General features: G+C 61.5%; 18 protein-coding genes. 12 read left to right on the top strand and 6 right to left on the bottom strand.

From position 1 onward, the window contains the following. Positions 1 to 34: 34 nt before the first annotated feature. Positions 35 to 1231 carry a DUF5666 domain-containing protein gene (locus HF921_RS02175; RefSeq protein ID WP_215893224.1) on the bottom strand — a complete coding sequence of 399 codons (1197 nt, stop codon included), beginning with the start codon at positions 1229 to 1231 and terminating at the stop codon, positions 35 to 37. After that, positions 1224 to 2054, bottom strand: a complete 831-nt coding sequence (locus HF921_RS02170) for a DUF6502 family protein (RefSeq protein WP_215862294.1) — start codon at positions 2052 to 2054, stop codon at positions 1224 to 1226. Before HF921_RS02170 ends, HF921_RS02175 begins: the two co-directional genes overlap by 8 nt. Positions 2055 to 2423: 369 nt before the next feature. Here HF921_RS02170 and HF921_RS02165 point away from each other — a divergent pair, with 369 nt between their 5' ends. The 8 genes from HF921_RS02165 to HF921_RS02130 are packed head-to-tail and all read left to right on the top strand — an operon-like array spanning position 2424 to position 11344. Further along, positions 2424 to 2762 (top strand): hypothetical protein, encoded by a 339-nt coding sequence (locus HF921_RS02165; protein WP_064218945.1) that lies wholly within the window; start codon positions 2424 to 2426, stop codon positions 2760 to 2762. Further along, a complete protein-coding gene (locus HF921_RS02160) occupies positions 2762 to 4180 on the top strand; it encodes a glycosyltransferase family protein (RefSeq protein ID WP_064218944.1) in 1419 nt (472 codons plus the stop codon). The genes HF921_RS02165 and HF921_RS02160 overlap by 1 nt, the downstream gene beginning before the upstream one ends. Continuing rightward, complete coding sequence (locus HF921_RS02155) at positions 4177 to 5439, top strand: glycosyltransferase (RefSeq protein WP_064218943.1); 1263 nt, start codon at positions 4177 to 4179, stop codon at positions 5437 to 5439. The genes HF921_RS02160 and HF921_RS02155 overlap by 4 nt, the downstream gene beginning before the upstream one ends. Continuing rightward, complete coding sequence (locus HF921_RS02150; protein ID WP_215893223.1) at positions 5436 to 6680, top strand: glycosyltransferase family 4 protein; 1245 nt, start codon at positions 5436 to 5438, stop codon at positions 6678 to 6680. The genes HF921_RS02155 and HF921_RS02150 overlap by 4 nt, the downstream gene beginning before the upstream one ends. Beyond that, positions 6680 to 8509 carry an ABC transporter ATP-binding protein gene (locus HF921_RS02145; RefSeq protein ID WP_215862295.1) on the top strand — a complete coding sequence of 610 codons (1830 nt, stop codon included), beginning with the start codon at positions 6680 to 6682 and terminating at the stop codon, positions 8507 to 8509. Before HF921_RS02150 ends, HF921_RS02145 begins: the two co-directional genes overlap by 1 nt. Continuing rightward, entirely contained in the window at positions 8506 to 9810 is a 1305-nt protein-coding gene (locus HF921_RS02140; RefSeq protein ID WP_215893222.1) for a UDP-glucose dehydrogenase family protein, read from the top strand. Before HF921_RS02145 ends, HF921_RS02140 begins: the two co-directional genes overlap by 4 nt. Positions 9811 to 9851: 41 nt before the next feature. Then, positions 9852 to 10694 (top strand): hypothetical protein, encoded by an 843-nt coding sequence (locus tag HF921_RS02135; RefSeq protein WP_215849988.1) that lies wholly within the window; start codon positions 9852 to 9854, stop codon positions 10692 to 10694. Positions 10695 to 10705: 11 nt separating this feature from the next. After that, positions 10706 to 11344, top strand: a complete 639-nt coding sequence (locus tag HF921_RS02130) for a histidine phosphatase family protein (protein ID WP_155735362.1) — start codon at positions 10706 to 10708, stop codon at positions 11342 to 11344. Here HF921_RS02130 and HF921_RS02125 read toward each other — a convergent pair. The 3 genes from HF921_RS02125 to HF921_RS02115 form a co-directional block, all read right to left on the bottom strand. Next, positions 11341 to 12126, bottom strand: coding sequence for a hypothetical protein (locus HF921_RS02125; protein ID WP_215862296.1), 786 nt, complete (start codon positions 12124 to 12126; stop codon positions 11341 to 11343). The genes HF921_RS02130 and HF921_RS02125 overlap by 4 nt on opposite strands. A gap of 169 nt (positions 12127 to 12295) precedes the next feature. Next, positions 12296 to 13081 carry a helix-turn-helix transcriptional regulator gene (locus tag HF921_RS02120; RefSeq protein ID WP_064218515.1) on the bottom strand — a complete coding sequence of 262 codons (786 nt, stop codon included), beginning with the start codon at positions 13079 to 13081 and terminating at the stop codon, positions 12296 to 12298. After that, a complete protein-coding gene (locus HF921_RS02115; protein ID WP_064218514.1) occupies positions 13078 to 13287 on the bottom strand; it encodes an AbrB/MazE/SpoVT family DNA-binding domain-containing protein in 210 nt (69 codons plus the stop codon). Before HF921_RS02115 ends, HF921_RS02120 begins: the two co-directional genes overlap by 4 nt. Before the next feature lie 131 nt (positions 13288 to 13418). Between HF921_RS02115 and HF921_RS02110 the strand changes: the two genes are divergently transcribed. The 4 genes from HF921_RS02110 to HF921_RS02095 all read left to right on the top strand — a co-directional run bounded on the left by HF921_RS02110 (position 13419) and on the right by HF921_RS02095 (position 16748). Continuing rightward, positions 13419 to 14183 (top strand): class I SAM-dependent methyltransferase, encoded by a 765-nt coding sequence (locus tag HF921_RS02110; RefSeq protein WP_064218513.1) that lies wholly within the window; start codon positions 13419 to 13421, stop codon positions 14181 to 14183. A 49-nt stretch (positions 14184 to 14232) separates the two neighbouring features. After that, positions 14233 to 15645 (top strand): 3-isopropylmalate dehydratase large subunit, encoded by a 1413-nt coding sequence (gene leuC / locus HF921_RS02105; RefSeq protein WP_064218512.1) that lies wholly within the window; start codon positions 14233 to 14235, stop codon positions 15643 to 15645. A gap of 147 nt (positions 15646 to 15792) precedes the next feature. After that, positions 15793 to 16440: a 3-isopropylmalate dehydratase small subunit gene (gene leuD, locus HF921_RS02100; protein ID WP_064218511.1), complete on the top strand. Its 648-nt coding sequence runs from the start codon at positions 15793 to 15795 to the stop codon at positions 16438 to 16440. Continuing rightward, entirely contained in the window at positions 16437 to 16748 is a 312-nt protein-coding gene (locus HF921_RS02095) for a hypothetical protein (protein ID WP_064218510.1), read from the top strand. The genes leuD and HF921_RS02095 overlap by 4 nt, the downstream gene beginning before the upstream one ends. A gap of 9 nt (positions 16749 to 16757) precedes the next feature. Here HF921_RS02095 and pdxH read toward each other — a convergent pair whose 3' ends face one another. Beyond that, complete coding sequence (pdxH, locus tag HF921_RS02090) at positions 16758 to 17414, bottom strand: pyridoxamine 5'-phosphate oxidase (RefSeq protein WP_064218509.1); 657 nt, start codon at positions 17412 to 17414, stop codon at positions 16758 to 16760. Positions 17415 to 17488: the final 74 nt, after the last annotated feature.

The raw sequence follows: 17488 nt of genomic DNA, 5'->3' as shown, positions 1-17488 counted from the left end.
GGGTACCACTCAGTGATGGTGATATAGCCTTGCCTTAATCGCCATCAAGGAGTTCCGGCCTTTCCACCTGCGGTTCCAGCTCCGGGCGCTCGACATCGGGTCGCTCGATTTCGGGGCTATTGACCTCTGGGCGCTCACCCTCATTTTCGGATCGTTCCCAGTCATCCCGCGCGCCCTGCGCCATCGGTGGCAAGACGGGCACATCAAAGTCCATGGGGTTGACGCTGAAGGTAACGCTTTCCACCGCGACGACCCCCGGGGCTTTGACCTTCCCACTGATGGCGACCATGCTGCCTGCCTGCATGTCCGCGGCATCCCCGTTTTCATAGAGGGTGTGGTGGTTCTCCACGAGGGATACCCCGTGGGTGGTCCATCCATCCGTTCCGCGATCCAGGTAACCCAGCAGTGACACCCGGTTGCCGACCTCCTGCGCTGCCAGCGCAGTGGGGCTTATACTTTCCGCGCGGGTCTTGCCGTCGGTGTATTCGCCCCTGACCACCACGGATTGCCCCACCTGGATGGCACGGAGCAGAGTTCCGTTGACCTTGAGTTTGGTTGCCCCGACTTCCAGGGTGTTCTGACCCGGATAAATGGCGTCCACCCGGCCTCGAAGCAGCAACGGGACCCGGGCGGGCGCGGCATCCGCCGGATAGCGACGACAGATTTCCGTCGCCAGCCAATGGCCATTCCCCCGATCCAGGCCGCTGACCGATACCACGTCACCGGCCTTCAAGGCCGCGAAGGGCAGGGATTGGTCCGAGTTGTGCACGGTGAGGGGGGTCATTTTGCCCGCCTGGATGGTTTCGCCGAGAATGGTAAATTGTCGCTTGGCCGCATCGACGTTCGTCACCCTGCCGATAACGGCATGTTCCACCCGTACTACCTGGGCGACGGCCTGCCCGTCGGCGGCGGCTTGGACGGTGACCCGGTCCCCGAGGCGCAGATCTTTTGCCGTGCCTGCAGTGCCGTCGACGCTATAGCGGGTCTGGGGGCTCAGGACATATTCCTGACCGTTGACATAGATGCTGCCGAAGCGCTGGATTACTCCCAGGGCCGTGATGCCCGTGCCCCCGATGCCGCCGGGATGGATGCCCGTGCCCCCGATGCCGCCGGGGTGGATGCCGAGTCCGCCAATCCCACCGCCCGCCGGGTCGGAAAAGGCCCTCGTTCCGGGCAGGGCCACCAGGGCCAAGGCCAGGACTAGACTCCACCGGCGCAGGACCTTAGGCATGCGGCTCGTCCTCCGCTGCCGGTTCCTCAGTCGGTTCCGCCGCGGCGTCTTCTTCGTAGTAATAGACCCCCAGGCGCAGCCGCCGCTGCGGCCCTTCGGGCGACTCGGTCGCGTTCAGCCGCTGATGGGCCTCGCGCAACAAGCGCTCGCCCATCCGGTAGAGTTCCGGCCGCGCCTCCTCCAGCACCGCCGCGGGCAGCGCATCGAAATACAGCGCCCGTTCCAAAAAGGGTTCCCCCCCTTCCAGATTGTGTACCGCGCTGCGCAGGTGGTCACCGACGTTCTCCCCTAAAAAGGCGACCTGGTCTTCTGGCAGATCGGAAATATACGCAGCGCGCAGCAGGTGCACCACGCCTTCTTGCTCCTGGGCCACCCCCACCCGGCTCAACTCGTCCAAAATGGCGCGCGGGCGCATGTCGGCCTTGACCCGGCGCGCCAGTCCCTCAAAGCTCGGGGACGCTTCGCTGCGCAGAGGCAGCGGCTGGGGTTGCCCGGCGAGGTCTGTATACTCCACCATCGATATCCAAGCGGCCACCACCTGTGCCGCCATGTTGGCCCCATGCCGCAACATCGGCCGCTCGCCGTGCTCTTCCAACTGCACTCGCAGCCGCTTGACCTCCTTGCGGTGGATCCCGGTCAGCAGGCTGACCCGGCTGTCCGTCAGCGGTCGCCCAGTGACCTTCCCGTAATGCCGACTCGCCTCCGCCACGTACACCATCTTGAGCGCATCCGTCAATGCACCATAGGTCCACCCCTGTCCGATCAGATACCGGACCAAAGGGTGCAGGATCGTCAACACCGCCGTCTTCAATGCTTCGTTCATGGCATGTCCAGGTTCGCCTCAATTCAGCTTTCACGTTAAGTGTAGCGTATTGTGGTATATATTCCCACTCAGATGCTGGCCTTAAGTGGTAAAATATCCCACATTTATGATCATACGACAGCGGAATACCGATGTCGACAGGTCATCGGAAAGCGAAGGCGTCATCTACCAGACGACCTGCATATGCACGAATTCGATGACCGGGCGGTGTCTTGCCGGGGAAGAGCTCATAGCCAGGACCGAAGAATGGCACGAGTGCATGGTTTGAGTCTGAGTGGTTGTTGACAGTGGGAAAAGTTACCACTAATCTATTTCGGGTGCCGAGATCGGTGGCATTTCCCAACATTGGAGAGAGTCAAGGAGAGTGTTATGACAACCACTTATGAACAAAAGCGAGTTCTACACGACGAAGCTCCCCTTATGCTGGGGGCTTGGCAGTTTGCACCCGAAATGAAGCAGGTGAGGGGGGGCGACGCTACTGTCGGCACGATTTGCGGCCATCACAGCCCGCACGCGGTGCGTATTTTTCTCGACGGCGCCTGGACGACGTTCTGTATGGATTGCTGGCGCAGGAATCGCCATTCCTACCGTCGTCCGAACGGTTTATTGCCGCAGACCGAATCCTCGGCTGAACAAGTCTCAGCAGCGACGATTCGGAAAACCTTCGATAATCCATTTCTCCAATCTCTCCGTTCAGGAGGGCGGTGATGAAGCCCCTCATACAGCGGGGAACGGAGCGATACCGCCGCCTGCCCGGTGCGCAGGCGGCGGATTACATGCCCGCCAGCCAACGCTACGCGGGCCGGGAAATCCGGCAGAATCAGTTGTTTGCCGGTGATTCGCCATCCCCCCCGGGGACTTTCGTAGCAACGGGGCAACCGATATCCACAGTTGCCTTGCGCCAGTGGTCCGCCGCAAAACATGGGCGATCGGCGCGACGAGTACTCCTCTATTCTCATGACACCTTCGGCCTTGGCCATTTACGGCGGAATCTGGCCATCGTCGAGCACCTTATGCAGCGTAAACCGCCTTTTTCCGGGATGCTGCTGACCGGTTCCCCCATGGCCGGTTCCTGGCCGATGCCGACAGGCCTGGAAGTGCGGGCCCTCCCGCCCGTCATCAAGGTTGGTGCCGAGGAATATGCGGCCAGGGATCTTTCCTCCAGCTTCGAGGTGGTCAAGGCGCAGCGCGAGGCGGCGATCCTGGACGCCATTGCCTCCTACCGGCCCGACTTCTTCCTGGTCGATCATGCTCCGGCGGGAATGAAAGGGGAGCTGTTGCCGGCGCTGCGGTTCATCCGGGAGGAGATGCCGGCGACCCGCACCGTGTTGGGGCTGAGGGACGTCATCGACAGCCCCGAGACCGTGCGCCAGGTTTGGCAGGCCCAAGGCATCTACGAGTTGCTGGAAACGGAATATGACCAGATCCTGGTTTACGGCAGTCGCCACCTGTTCGACGTGGTGAGTGCCTACAAGCTTTCACCGAAGGTGGCGGCCAAAGTGCGCTACTGCGGTTATGTCGCCCGCACGGGCCTGCACGGCATTGCGGACGTGCCGGTGGCGCCGTCGGGGTTACCGGTGGTTCTCGTTACCGTCGGCGGCGGCGGCGATGGATATGCCTTGATTGACGCCTATCTCGAGGCCTTGCGCCGGATTCCGCAGAACACGGTACACAGCATCGTCGTTCCCGGGCCGCTCATGCCGCCGGACCAGTATCAGACGCTGGCCAGGCTTGCTGCTCAGCGCCCGGACATTCAGATTATCCCCTATACCACCGAACTCGTGGGCTTGCTGCACATTGCCGATCTGGTGGTGGCGATGGGAGGGTACAACACCACCGCAGAGATCCTCGCTGCCAGGAAGTCGGCCATCCTGGTGCCACGCTCGACACCGCGCATGGAGCAATGGCTCCGCGCAACGACGTTGAGCCAGCTCGGGCTCGTGTGGATGATACAACCCGAGGAAGACCTGGTCGACCGGCTGGTGGAACTGGTGCCGGTCGCCGTTGCCAGCGATCGGTCGCTGGGAAAGCAATGGGATACCGTGGACCTGGGGGGTGTTCATCGCGTTGCCGAGGTGCTGGAAGAGATGCTCTATCCCGGAACGAGCACGGAGGTATCCCTATGACGGCGACAACCCCAACGGTAGGGTATGTACTGAAGCGCTATCCACGCCTTTCGGAGACTTTCATCCTCAACGAAATGCGCGCCCTGGAGCGTTTGGATACTCCCTTGCATATTTTCTCGCTCCTGCGGCCCGAGGACGCCCCCCGGCATCCCACGGTTTCAGAGGTCCGGGCGACCGTGACCTATCTTCCCCTCAGCTGGCCCCGGATCATTTTTGCGGTAGCCAGGGGGCACGCCGTCGTGGCGGCCCGGGCGCCGCTGCGCTACCTGCACGCCACCGGGCTCGCGTTGTGGTGGTCCATCCGCACCCGTCGGCCGCTGAGCGTCGGGAAACAGTTCCTGCGTTCCGGTTATGTGGCGCATGGTTGTCTGCAGAACAACATTCAACACCTCCACGCCCACTTCGCCAATGCACCCGCTACGGTCGCCCGCCTGGCCGGGGTCATGTGCAATATTCCCTACAGCTTCACAACGCACGCCAAGGATCTCTACCTGACCCCCCAGGAGGTCATGCGCCGACGGATTGAGTCGGCGCATTTCGTCCTCACCTGCACCCGCTACAACGTCGAATACCTGCGCGGTTTTCTGCCGCGCCAGGACTGGGACAAAATCCATCTCGTCTACCACGGTATCGATCTCGCGGCCTTTCCTCAGGGCGATTCTTTTGCGGATTTGCCGCTGGGGGAAAATGCCGATCTGCCCTTGATCCTTTCGGTGGGCCGCCTCGTCCCCAAAAAAGGGATGCGAGACCTGGTTACCGCTTGCCACCTGCTGCACAGCCGAGGGGTCGCCTTTCGCTGCGTCATCATCGGGGAAGGCCCGTTGCGCCAGGAACTGGAGACCCACATCGCCGAACTGGGTCTGACGGCTATGGTAACCCTGCCGGGCGCCATGGCTCATGATCGCCTCCTGGCATTTTACGGGCAAGCCACTGTTTTCGCTCTCGCCCCGCATGTAACGGAGGACGGAGACCGGGACGGCATCCCCAACGTCCTGGCGGAAGCCATGGCGGCTGGTACGCCCGTGGTCTCAACCGCGGTTTCAGGTATCCCCGAATTGATCGAGGACGGCCGTACCGGGCTGCTGGTACCGCCGCGGGACCCGGTGGTGTTGGCCGATACCCTGGAACGGCTGCTTGCCGATGCGCCGCTGCGCCGCCGCCTCGCGGCGGCGAGCCGGGGCAAGATAGAGGAGCGCTTCGAATGCTGGGAGACCGCCAAGGCCCTGCGCACCCTTTTCGTGCAGAGTGTGCAGCCATGAATATCGTATACCTGTGCGCGGATCGCGGTATCCCCGTCCTCGGGGACAAAGGGGCGTCGGTGCATGTGCGGGAATTCACCACTGCGCTCGCCGGCGCCGGACACGAGGTCACGCTACTCTGCGCCAGGCAGGGGAAAGGGAATCCTTACCCACCGGCGCGGCTGATCGAGTTGCCGCCCGACGCCGATCCCACAGAGATTCGCAGTGAGGGGGAACGGCTGGGAATCGGGCAGGAGGAATATGACCAGACTGTGCGCCGGGAGATCGACAAGCTGATCTGCGACCGTCGGCTCGCGGCGCGCGCCCTGGATGCCTTGGATATGGCGGGTGTGCGGCCGGACGCGCTCTATGAGCGTTATGCGCTCTTTCATCGCTCCGGCGGCGACCTCGCCAGCGCTTTGAGGGTGCCTTACGTGCTGGAAGTGAATGCGCCTCTGGTCTACGAACAGGAGCGTTTCCGGGGATTACGGCTGAAGGCCATGGCGGAGGAGGCGGAAGTCGCGGCCTTCCAGCGGGCCGACCATATCGTGGCCGTGTCAGAGGCCGTTCGTGAGCACGTGCTCTCCCGGAAGGTGCCGGCGAATCGCGTGACCGTGCTACCCAACGGGGTGGATATCAACCGTTTCCACCCGCAAGTGGATGGACAGGGGATTCGCACACGCCTCGGGCTTGATGGGCGACCGGTCATCGGCTTCGTTGGCAGCCTGAAGCCTTGGCATGGCCTGGATTTTCTGCTCGACGCCTTTATGCTGGTCAGCCGACAGTCGCCCGAGGCGGTGCTGTTGGTGGTGGGCGAAGGTCCCGGCAGCGCCGCCCTTCAGTCCCGTGCGACGGAAAATGGTCTCGGTGGCAAGGTCATCATGACCGGGCGCGTACCTCATGAAGATATCCCCAGCTATCTCGCCGCCATGGACCTTACGGTAGCACCCTATCTCCCCCAGGATGGGTTCTACTTCTCGCCCCTCAAGGTGGTGGAATCACTGGCGGTTGGACGGCCCGTGGTGGCGCCCCGCATCGGTCAGCTACCCAGCCTGATCGAGGATGGCGTGACCGGTCTGCTCTTCCCGCCGGGGGACCTCGCGGCCTGTGTCGGCTGCATTCTCATTATGCTGAACGGGCCGTCGCAGCGGCAGGCCATGGGACAGCGCGCCGGGGAGGCGGCAGGGGGGATTTTCGGCTGGGACAGGACTGCCCGGCAGGTGACGGATATCATCGCCGCCCTGCGATCCGGGCCGATGTGATGGGCGCGGCCATGGGCCAGGGACAATCCCCCTTCTCCCTTTGGGATTTGCGCCGGTTTCTGCGCCCGCACTGGGCGGCGCTGTCCGGCGCCGCTCTGGCGATGACGGCGCGGGCCATGGTGTTGCTGGTCATTCCCTGGCCCTTGAAGTTCGTCATCGACAGCGTGATTTCCCAGAAACCTCTGCCTGTCTGGCTTGCCGGGTTCCTGCCGGATCCCCTCGGCCATCGTGTGGCGCTGCTGGATGTCCTGGGGGTCGTCATGCTCCTGTTCGCCGTGGCCGATTCTGCGTTGGCCTATGCCGGGGGCCGCCTGCTGTTGCGTGTGGGGCAACGCGCCGTTTTCGACATCCGGCGCACCCTCTTCGCCCATTTGCAACGGCTTTCGCTGGCTTTTCACCGCCGTCAGAAGAGCGGGGATCTCATGGCCCGGCTCGGTGGCGATATTCAGACCCTTCAGGACTTTGTCGTGTCGGTGGGAACGGGGCTCTTCGCCCATCTGCTCACCATCGTCGGCATGGCCGGGATCATGCTCGCCATTGACTGGCGCTACGCCCTGGTGGTGATAGCATCCGTCCCCCTGCTGCTGGTCATCACCCAGCGTCACACCCGGCGTCTCAAACAGGCGTTCCGCCTGGCGCGGCGGAAAGAAGGCGAATTGTGGAGCATGGCGCAGGAAAGCATCGCCGGCATTCCCGTCGTCCAGGCGTATGGCCGGGAATCCTTTGAGGAGAATCGCTTTCGCGAACGCGCCGAACAGAGCCTGGATGCGGCACTGGAAGCCAATGAACTGCAAATGCGTTTTACCCCCCTGGTGGGCGGCCTGGTGGCCGCGGCCGTGGGGATAGCGGTCTGGTACGGCGCCTCCCAGGTGCTGGCCGGGCGCATCTCGACGGGCGAATTGCTGGTTTTTCTCGCCTACCTGCGCGGCATGGCAGCGCCCCTGCGCCAGTTCGCCAAGATGGCTGGGACCGTCAGCAAGGCGACGGTGGCGGCCGAACGCCTCGGGGATATATTCGCCGAAGAACCCGATATCCGGGACGCCCCGAACGCCGTGCCTCTGCCATCCTGTACCGGTGCGCTGGAATTTCGCTCCGTTTCCTTCGGTTACCAGCCCGGTGAACTGGTGCTGAAGGATATATCCTTCCATGTGGATTCCGGTCGGACAGTGGCCCTGGTGGGCACTACGGGCGCCGGCAAAAGCACACTGGTGAGCCTCATTCCCCGCTTTCACGATCCCATAGAAGGGCGGGTCCTGCTGGACGGGCGCGATCTGCGCGATCTGCAAGTCACCTCTGTCCGCGACCAGATAGCCCTGGTCCTGCAGGAACCGCTCCTTTTCCACGGCACCATCTGGGAGAACATCGCCTACGGTCGCGCCGGTGCCGGGCGCGAAGAGGCTATCGGTGCAGCGCAGGCGGTTGGTCTCCATGACCTCATCGGGGGGCTGCGCGATGGCTACGACACCCTGGTCGGAGAGCGGGGGGCGTCGCTGTCCGGCGGGCAGCGGCAATGTGTCTCCATTGCCCGGGCCATGTTGCGGGATGCGCCTATCGTTATCCTCGACGAGCCTACCAGCGGGCTGGATACCTTCTCCGAGCGTCGCGTGCTGGAGGCATTGAATCGCCTCACCACCGGTCGCACCACCCTGGTCATCGCCCATCGCCTGGCGACCATCGCCGCCGCCGACCGGATACTGGTTCTCGAACACGGCCGCATCATTCAGGACGGCACCCATGAGCAACTTCTCGCGCAAGGAGGCCAATATGGCCGACTCTGGCAGCAGGGCTACTACAAATCATCCATGAGCATCACGCAGGAGGCAGTATGAAGCACATCGCAGTCATTGGTGTCGGGTATGTAGGATTGACGACCGCGGCCTGCCTGGCCGAGTTAGGGCACCACGTCACGGGAGTGGACATGGACGAAGGGAAGATCGTCCTGCTGCGTCAGGGCCAGATCCCCTTCATTGAACCAGAGCTTCCCGAAGTGGTGGAACGGAACGTCCGGGCCGGCCGCCTCAACTTCACTACCTCTTACCAGGAAGCCATGCGGCATGCAGATATGGCTTTCATCTGCGTCGGTACGCCGCCGACTCCCAGCGGACATGCCGACATGAGCCAAGTGGAAGAGGCCGCCCGGCAGGTCGCCCTCGCGGCGACGCAGCCCCTCATCGTCGTTCTCAAAAGCACCACCCCTCCCGGTGGAAATGCGGAACGCGTGGCCGACATCCTGGCCCAGCACCTATCACCGGGGATTAATGCCCCGCTGGTCGTCAACCCCGAATTTCTGCGCGAAGGGTCGGCGGTCTATGACACCTTCCACCCGGATCGCGCCGTGATCGGTGCCTGGGACAGTGCTGCGGCGGAAGAGGTGGCGGCGTTGTATACCCCCTTGCGCTGCCCGGTCCTGTTGACGGATCCAGCCAGCGCCCAACTCACCAAATATGCCTCCAACGCCTTCCTGGCCACCAAAATCTCTTTTATCAACGAGATATCCCGTATTGCCGAGCGGGTAGGGGCCAATATCCATGCCATTGCCCAAGGCATGGGATTCGACGAGCGCATTGGCGCCGAATTCCTGGAGTCCGGCCTTGGCTACGGAGGCTCCTGCTTCCCCAAGGACGTCCTGGCCCTCTCCGCCATTGCGGAACAGCAGGGGTATTATTCGCAATTCCTGCATGCGGTCACGGACATCAACGCCGGCCAGTGCAGCCTCGCCGTAGCGAAACTCGGCGACGCCCTGGGGGGCTTCCACGGCAAGGCGGTATGCGTCCTCGGCCTGGCTTTCAAACCACAGACCGATGACGTGCGCGAGTCACCTGCCTTGTCCGTGATTTCCATGCTTTGCCAGCAGGGCGCTGTTGTCCAGGCCTATGACCCGGCCGCCATATCTACCGCGCAAAAAGTGCTGCCGCCCCATGCTGCCCTGGGATATTGCGCCGATGCCTATGCTGCGGCACGGGGTTGTCATGCTGTCCTGATCGCCACTAGCTGGCCGGAATTTCGCAACCTCGACTGGCCGCGCGTCCACTCTTCGATGGCAGGTAAGGCGGTCATGGACGGTCGTGGATTGCTTTCACCGGATGAGATGCGCGGCATGGGGTTCGAATATCTGGCCTTCGCCAACTAGGCACACATCGCGTTATCATTTACACAGGAGAGGCTCAACCCATGCATATCCGTCGCAGGAAGCTCCCGGCCCTGGTCATGCTGGTCGTCTGTTACGTGGGATGGGGCCAGTCCGCCTATGCCCAGCCGTGGGTTCCCCCCGCGGGGTCCGGGAAAATCAAGGCCACGGTGAGGTTCTATCACTCCGACCGCCTCTTCCCGCAGACTTCATTCAGCAGCAGCAGCACCCCGACCCATTCGAAGCTTTCGGAGACGCAGTTCCGTATCGATGGCGAGCAAGGGATCGGGGAGGGCTGGGCGCTGGTTTACCAACTGCGCGCCGCCCTGCTCACCAAATCCAAACCAAAGGCGTCCTATTCCGCAGGGGGGTTGCAGGATCAACAGATCGGCCTCTCCTACGGATTGCGACAGCGTGCGCACTTCGCCGACGCCATTACCGTCAACGCGATCATTCCCACCGGGCGGACATCAACCACCCCCCAACTCGGGACCGGCGCCCTGGCCGTCGAACCGGATTACGAGGTGGGAGTAGAGCATAATTTCGGGTCCCGGGTGGCGTACGCCGGCCTTTCAGTCGGCCCGCGCATCTACGTCAGGGATGGTGTGACGCAGGTGCGGGCCTCGGCGGTGGCGGGCGTCGGTCTCATCCGGCGCCTCACCGTCATCGGTACTCTGTTTTTTTCAAAAACGCTGGCCAGTAACGCGCTCGCCGTCAGTACAACCCCCAACGCCTCAGAATTCTACAATATACTGCGAGGTGGTATCGGACTCGAATACGCCGTTACCAAAAACGTGCGACCGGTCATCGCCTACCAGCTGGATCTGGCGGGTCAGAGCATCCATGCCGGCAGCAGACTGGTAGCCGGTGTTTCCTGGCGTTATTAAAAGCCCCGGCCATGGAGACCATCCTGTTTTTGTTGCGGCACGGTGAGACCGAATGGAATCGCAGCGGGCGTTATCAGGGCCGCAGCGACCCGGAAGTCACGCCCAACGGTGAGGCGCAGGCGCGAAGGGTTGCGGAACACCTCGCGCGCCTGAATCTTGTCGCCATTGTGGCCAGCCCACTAAAGCGGGCCTATGCCACCGCAAGTATCGTCGCAGAACGCCTGGGTCTGCCCGTCACCACGGATGAGCGGCTGGTGGAGATGGGTTACGGCGACTGGGAGGGCTTGCAGCAAGTGGAGATCAAAACGCGGTGGCCCGAGTTGTTGCGCCGCTGGAAAAAGGCCCCCGACGAGGTGGTGCCTCCAGGTGGAGAGTCCCTTTCCGATCTTCAGCGTCGCGTACGCTCTTTCCTCCAGGACACTGCCGCAGGACCTGGACCGATCCTGGCCGTTACCCATGCAGGAGTGATCAGGACCGCCGTCCTTGAAATCCGGGGCGAACCGCTTGCCAGATTCCGCCAAGTGCAAATCGCGAACGGCTCCCTCACTACCATCCATTGGCAGAACGGTCGCCTCAGTCTCGCCGACGGTCCGTGGGCTGGCGAAGATAGTATTTATTCAAGAATCTGCACGGATCCAGGAACCAATTAAAAGACGACCTGAGCACCTAGGCCAACACCGTAATTCGCGCTGCCGTTAGACAATCCTTTGTCTGCATAGAGCTGAATGCCACTACCGGCGCGCGTGACATTGTAGTTCCAGGCAAAAACGATGTCCGCCGGACCCGCATAACCCGGCTGCTCGGATTCGGAACCAGAAAACATTGCTGTAAGGATGTTGCGTGATGTGGCAATAAAGCTGGAACCCATATCATAGGTCCAGATATTGTGCAGATTGCCGCCAACGGGATTGCCCACGAAACGGTAGCCCAGATGGGCGAATGGAAAGATGCGGGTGCCAATGGTCTCGTCCAGACCCACGCCGACCTCGTAATCGTTGCGCCCGGTGCCCAATCCTTTGGCGGCGGAGGCCGTACCAAGCTTGACCTTGGCATAGGGCACCACGGCGGGCAAAAGACCGGTTCTCTGGTAAACCGTGTAGTGTGCGGATAACCAGATATCACCCAGGCCGCTCACGTTACTACGGGTTTGTGTCGTGCCAGAGCGGTGGACAACACCCCCACTCGTGAGCCGCGTCCCCTGGGGCAACCCGGAAACGGAGAGGTAGGGAACCATCAACTTGAGGCGCAGGTCCCGATTGCGAAACTGTAAATAGGTGGCATCGTAAAAAATGTTGACATGGCTGCCCGTCCCGAAATTCCCCTGGTAGTACGATGGCACATTGCCCACCGTGAAACGGGGAGCCGCATGCGCAACTGCCACTATTGCCCACGAGGACAGAATGCCCATTCCCACCAATGATCGAAACCGCATGCAATCCTCCTAATTCCTTTGTAATTGGGTGCGAATGAATCATTTGGAAATCAATTTTTGAATATGCGGGAATTATGCCCACAAGTTTGGCAAGGAACAAGAATTGGCATTATGGGGCACCGACGAGGGCGCGTCGTGACAAAGCCAGCAAGCCAGAAATCGTTGCTTCCTATTCCGGCAGCAGGATGACCAGCTTGAGATCGGTGCTGGTCGCTGGCAATAACGTGCTCTGCTCATAGACCACCTGCCCGTGCTGTGGATGCTGAAAAACCCGCCTGCCACCCTCCCGTTCGACGACATCCTGCGCAGCCCAGAGCTGAGCAAAAATCGGACTGTTTTGCTGAAGATGCTCGATTTGGCGGGCCATTTGCGGATCGTCCAGATGCTTGCCCACATCCGCACGAAATTCCGCGATGATCCGCCGGGTACGGCCTTCCCAGTCGACGACAAAACTGCGCGCCGTGGGATTCAGCAGGAGGAATTCCAGCAGATTGGGGGGAGGGCTGCCCGGTGTCGGGGGTTGGTCCATCCAGCCGACAAAATGCGCCGCCGCGGCCGTGTTCCAGGCGATCGCATTCCAATAGCGATCCAGTACATAGGCAGGTGTGTCCAGGGCTTGCACAATTCGCAGTACGGCATGCGGGGGCTGGGTATGGGTTTTGTCGGCAGTGGGATCGGCACGGCCGGCCAGGTCGAACAGGTAGGCGCGTTCCGCTTCGGAGAGTTGCAGCGTTTGACTCAGGCGGTCCAGTACGGCAGTGGAGGGCTGTACGGGGCGGCCTTGCTCTATCCAGGTAACCCAGGTGCTGCTGATTCCACAGAGGAGGGCCAGTTCCTCACGGCGCAGACCCTGGGTGCGTCGTCGTCCCTGTATGCTGAGGCCCACCTGCTGCGGGGTGATTTTTCCGCGGTGACGGCGGATGAAGTCGCCGAGGAGCGGCGCGTTGCCGGTCATGGATAGATGCTCATCGGATCAAAGCGATCCAGGCGTTCGCTGAGCGTCAGGTGATCTGCCGGAACCGGCCCGACGCTGACCCGGCCTGCTTCCACCCGAAGCGTCGCTTCCTGATCCGCATGCAGCTTGGCTTCGAGGGTGATGGTGGAGAGTCGTCTGACCCCCAGACCATTCCTCCGCTTCTTGACCGGCACTCTGGTTTCCATACGTTTCTCCTGGATGCAATACAAGCTCTTATGGTAGAAAATATACCAGTATAAACTGTCACATTGTACCAGTTTAACAAGGCCTGTACGATGCATTCACGCCGTTAAAAACGACAGAGTAAGGATTGATCATGGACCAGCAAAAATTGGTAGATGCACAGTTTGGTGTCGCCGCAATGGATTACCTGTGGAGCTCTACCCATGCGCAGGGGGCCGATCTGGAGCGGTTACGGGCGTTGGCTGATGGTCAGCGGGATTGGCGGGTACTGGACCTCGGCTGTGGTGCCGGACACGCGGGCTTTGCGCTGGCGGGTGAGGTCATGGAGGTAACAGCTTATGATCTTTCGGCAGAGATGCTGGTGGTGGTGGCGGCCGAGGCGCAGCGGCGCAAGCTGGAGAATGTGCGGACGCAGCAAGGCGTGGTGGAAACTTTGCCTTTCGCCGATGCTTGCTTCGATCTGGTGGTGACCCGCTTCTCGGCGCACCACTGGGCGGATGTGCCGCGTGCCCTGAGGGAAGTGCGGCGGGTGCTCCAACCGGAGGGCAGGCTGGTGGTGATCGATGTAATCGCACCGGAAACACCGCTGCTGGATACCCTGCTGCAAAGTATCGAAGTCTTGCGGGATGCCTCCCATGTGCGCAATTATCGGTACTCGGAGTGGGAAGCCATGCTGGTCCTGGCGGGTTTCATGGTCAGTGACCAGCAGGCTTGGAAATTGCCTTTGTGCTTTGAGAGCTGGATAGGGCGTATGCGGACCCCGGAGTTGCGGGTCGCTGCGATCCGCAGCCTTTGCGCGGATGCCGCCACCGAGGTGCGGGACTATTTCGCCATTCAGCCGAACAACGATTGTGCCATAGATGCGGCCTGGATAGAGGCCGTACCCCAGCCCGCCTGACGCGGTCCGTCGGTGGACCGGAAACGACAACTTTCTGAGGAGACAAGTGGTGTCTGCAAAAACACTCTACGATAAATTATGGGAAAGCCATGTGGTCCATACGGAGCAGGACGGCGGGGTATTGCTCTATATCGACCGTCAGTTGTTGCACGAAGTGACCAGCCCGCAGGCCTTTTCCGGGTTGCGGGCGGCGGGCCGCAAGGCGTGGCGCATTGATGCCAATATCGCGACGGCCGACCACAACGTGCCGACCACTGATCGTGCCGCAGGGATTGTCGACGCCACCTCGCGCCTGCAGGTGGATACCCTCGACCAGAACTGTGCGGAGTTTGGCATCGAAGAATTTGGTATGCACGACAAGCGGCAGGGCATTGTGCACGTCATTGCACCGGAACAGGGCCTGACCCTGCCGGGCATGACGGTGGTTTGTGGGGACTCCCACACGGCGACCCATGGGGCGTTGGGGGCGCTGGCCTTTGGGATCGGCACCACCGAAGTGGAGCATGTGCTGGCGACCCAATGCCTGTGGGCGCGCAAATCCAAATCCATGCGCATCTGGGTGGAGGGTGAATTGGGCAATGGGGTGACCGCGAAAGATCTGGTGCTGGCCATCATCGGACGAATCGGTACGGCGGGTGGCACCGGCTACGCCATCGAGTTTGCCGGACCTGCGGTGCAGGCATTGTCGGTTGAAGGTCGCATGACCCTGTGCAATATGGCCATTGAGGCGGGTGCGCGCTCGGGCATGGTGGGCGTAGATGCCGTCACCATCGATTATCTGCGTGGCCGTCCCTATGCCCCGGTCGGCAAGGTCTGGGATCAGGCAGTTGCGGCCTGGGGCGAACTCCACAGCGACCCTGATGCGCAGTTCGACGCCGAGATTCGTCTGGAGGCTACGGATGTGGCACCCCAGGTCACCTGGGGCACCAGCCCGGAGATGGTGGTGGATATTTCCGCGCATGTCCCTGACCCTGCACTGGAAAAAGATCCGGTGCGGCGCAAGGGCTGGAGTGATGCGCTGGCTTACATGGATCTGGCGGTCGCAACACCCATCTCTTCGATAGCGCTGGACAAGGTATTCATCGGCTCCTGCACCAATGCCCGCATTGAAGACTTGCGGGCGGCGGCGGCGGTTGCCAGAGGCCATCACAAGGCCGCGTCGGTCAAGGTGGTGCTGGTAGTGCCGGGTTCCGGTCTGGTCAAGGCGCAGGCGGAGGCCGAAGGCCTGGATCGCATCTTTCGGGATGCCGGTTTTGAATGGCGGGAGCCGGGCTGCTCCATGTGTCTGGCCATGAATGCCGACCGCCTGGAACCGGGGGAGCGTTGCGCGAGCACCAGTAATCGCAATTTTGAAGGGCGTCAGGGTGCTGGCGGACGGACCCACCTGGTGAGCCCGGCAATGGCCGCAGCGGCTGCCATTGCCGGCCATTTTGTGGATGTACGTGACTGGGTCGTGCACTAAAAAACGCGCGCGGCACTGGTTACTGCGCCTCGCCTTGGGCTTGTGCAGTCTGGGCATGGTGGAGATCGGTATTTTTGCGGCAATCCGCGGCTGGTCAGCAGAATGTGCAGCCGTGGAGTATGTCGTACAGCGTCGGATGGAGAGATAATGGAAGCCTTTACCGTAGTGGAAGCGGTGGTTGCGCCGCTGGATCGTCCCAACGTGGACACTGATGCAATTATCCCCAAGCAATTCCTCAAGACCATCGAGCGCAAGGGGCTGGGTAAGCACCTCTTTGACGCCTGGCGTTATCTGGAGCGGGATGGAAAGCAGGTAAACAACCCGGATTTCGTGCTCAATCAGCCCGCTTATGCGGGCGCACAGATCCTGTTGACTCGGGAAAATTTCGGCTGTGGTTCCAGTCGTGAACATGCGCCCTGGGCCCTGGCGGATTATGGCTTTCGGGCAGTGATTGCTCCAAGTTTCGCCGATATTTTCGCCAATAATTGCGTGCAGAATGGCATCCTGCTGGTGCGCCTGCCCATGGATGTGGTGGATCATCTCTTCCATGAAGTGGCGGCGAACCCCGGCTACCATCTGCGCATCGACCTGCCGGCACAGGAAGTGCAGACCATGGGTGACAGCCGGTATCCCTTCCCCATGGATGCTGGCCACAAGCATAAACTGATGCATGGTCTGGATGACATCCAACTGACCTTGCAACAGGAGGATGCCATCCGTGCTTACGAAACACAGCGGCGGCAAAGTGCCCCGTGGCTGTTTCGCGATGAATCTCCCAGGAGCGGGCAGATATGATTCAGGAACAGCAGGAAGAGGAGGGCGGACTGCCGCCCCTGCGTTCAGATGCGGTCATCCTTGCGGCCAAAACTAAACGAGGCAAACTTTGTAGGGTGATTGACAACACCGTCTCGGCACCCCGTGAGGAGTTGGAAGCCCTGCTCAACGACCTTATTGAACAGGAGCACTTCGGACCTTCGGGATTGAGTGTGGCGGGAGGTAACACGATCAGTATCGGTGCCCCGCAGTCTGCCCACGTGCAACTGGGGGGAAATATCTATCGGATGATCGTGGTGGATTACGAGGCGCGACTGGAGGAGTTTTAGCGCTGCTTCTCAGGGCATCAGCCGCTGAATCACCCAGACTCCACCGGTATCTTCCGAGCGCTGGTAAAGAAAGCGGTCATGCAGTCGGCTGCGCCGCCCCTGCCAGAACTCAAAGCGTTCTGGTAACAGGCGATAGCCGCCCCAGGCGGGATTGCGAGGGACATCGCCAGTCGGGTAACGGGCCTGTAAATCGATTACCCGCTGTTCCAGTGCCGCGCGATTGGCGATGGGTTGGCTCTGCTCGGAGGCGGCGGCGGCAAAACGGCTGCTGCCGGGGCGCTGCTGAAAATAGGCCTCTGCCTCGGCATCGCTGAGCCTCTCGACCGGCCCGTTTACACGCACCTGTCGATCATTCTCCGGCCAGTAAAATACCGCGGCCGCCTGCGGATTCACCGCCAGCTCCTGCCCCTTCTGACTGCGTTGATCGGTGTACCAGCACAGACCACGTTCGTCAAAATGTTTGAGAAGGACGAAGCGGACGTCAGGGTGCCCCTCTGCGTCCGCTGTCGCTAACGCCATGGCCGTTGCATCAAAGTTGCCCGCTTCTGTTGCTGCCGCCAGCCAGTCAGCGAACTGGCGGAAGGGATCGATATTCAGATCCCGGCGATGCAACTCACCGTGAATGAAGTCACGGCGGGTGCCGCGGTGGTCTATTTCGCCTTCCATATTGCCCCCGGTCGCTTGTTACCACTTACGCCTTGCGTTCGATGACTCCGTCAGCACTGCCAAACAGCATCACA

The sequence above is a fragment of the Acidithiobacillus ferriphilus genome (assembly GCF_018854775.1).
GTDB classification, from domain to species: domain Bacteria; phylum Pseudomonadota; class Gammaproteobacteria; order Acidithiobacillales; family Acidithiobacillaceae; genus Acidithiobacillus; species Acidithiobacillus ferriphilus.
Note: the sequence above shows the minus strand (reverse complement) of the source record. Positions and strands in the feature narration are given on the sequence as shown.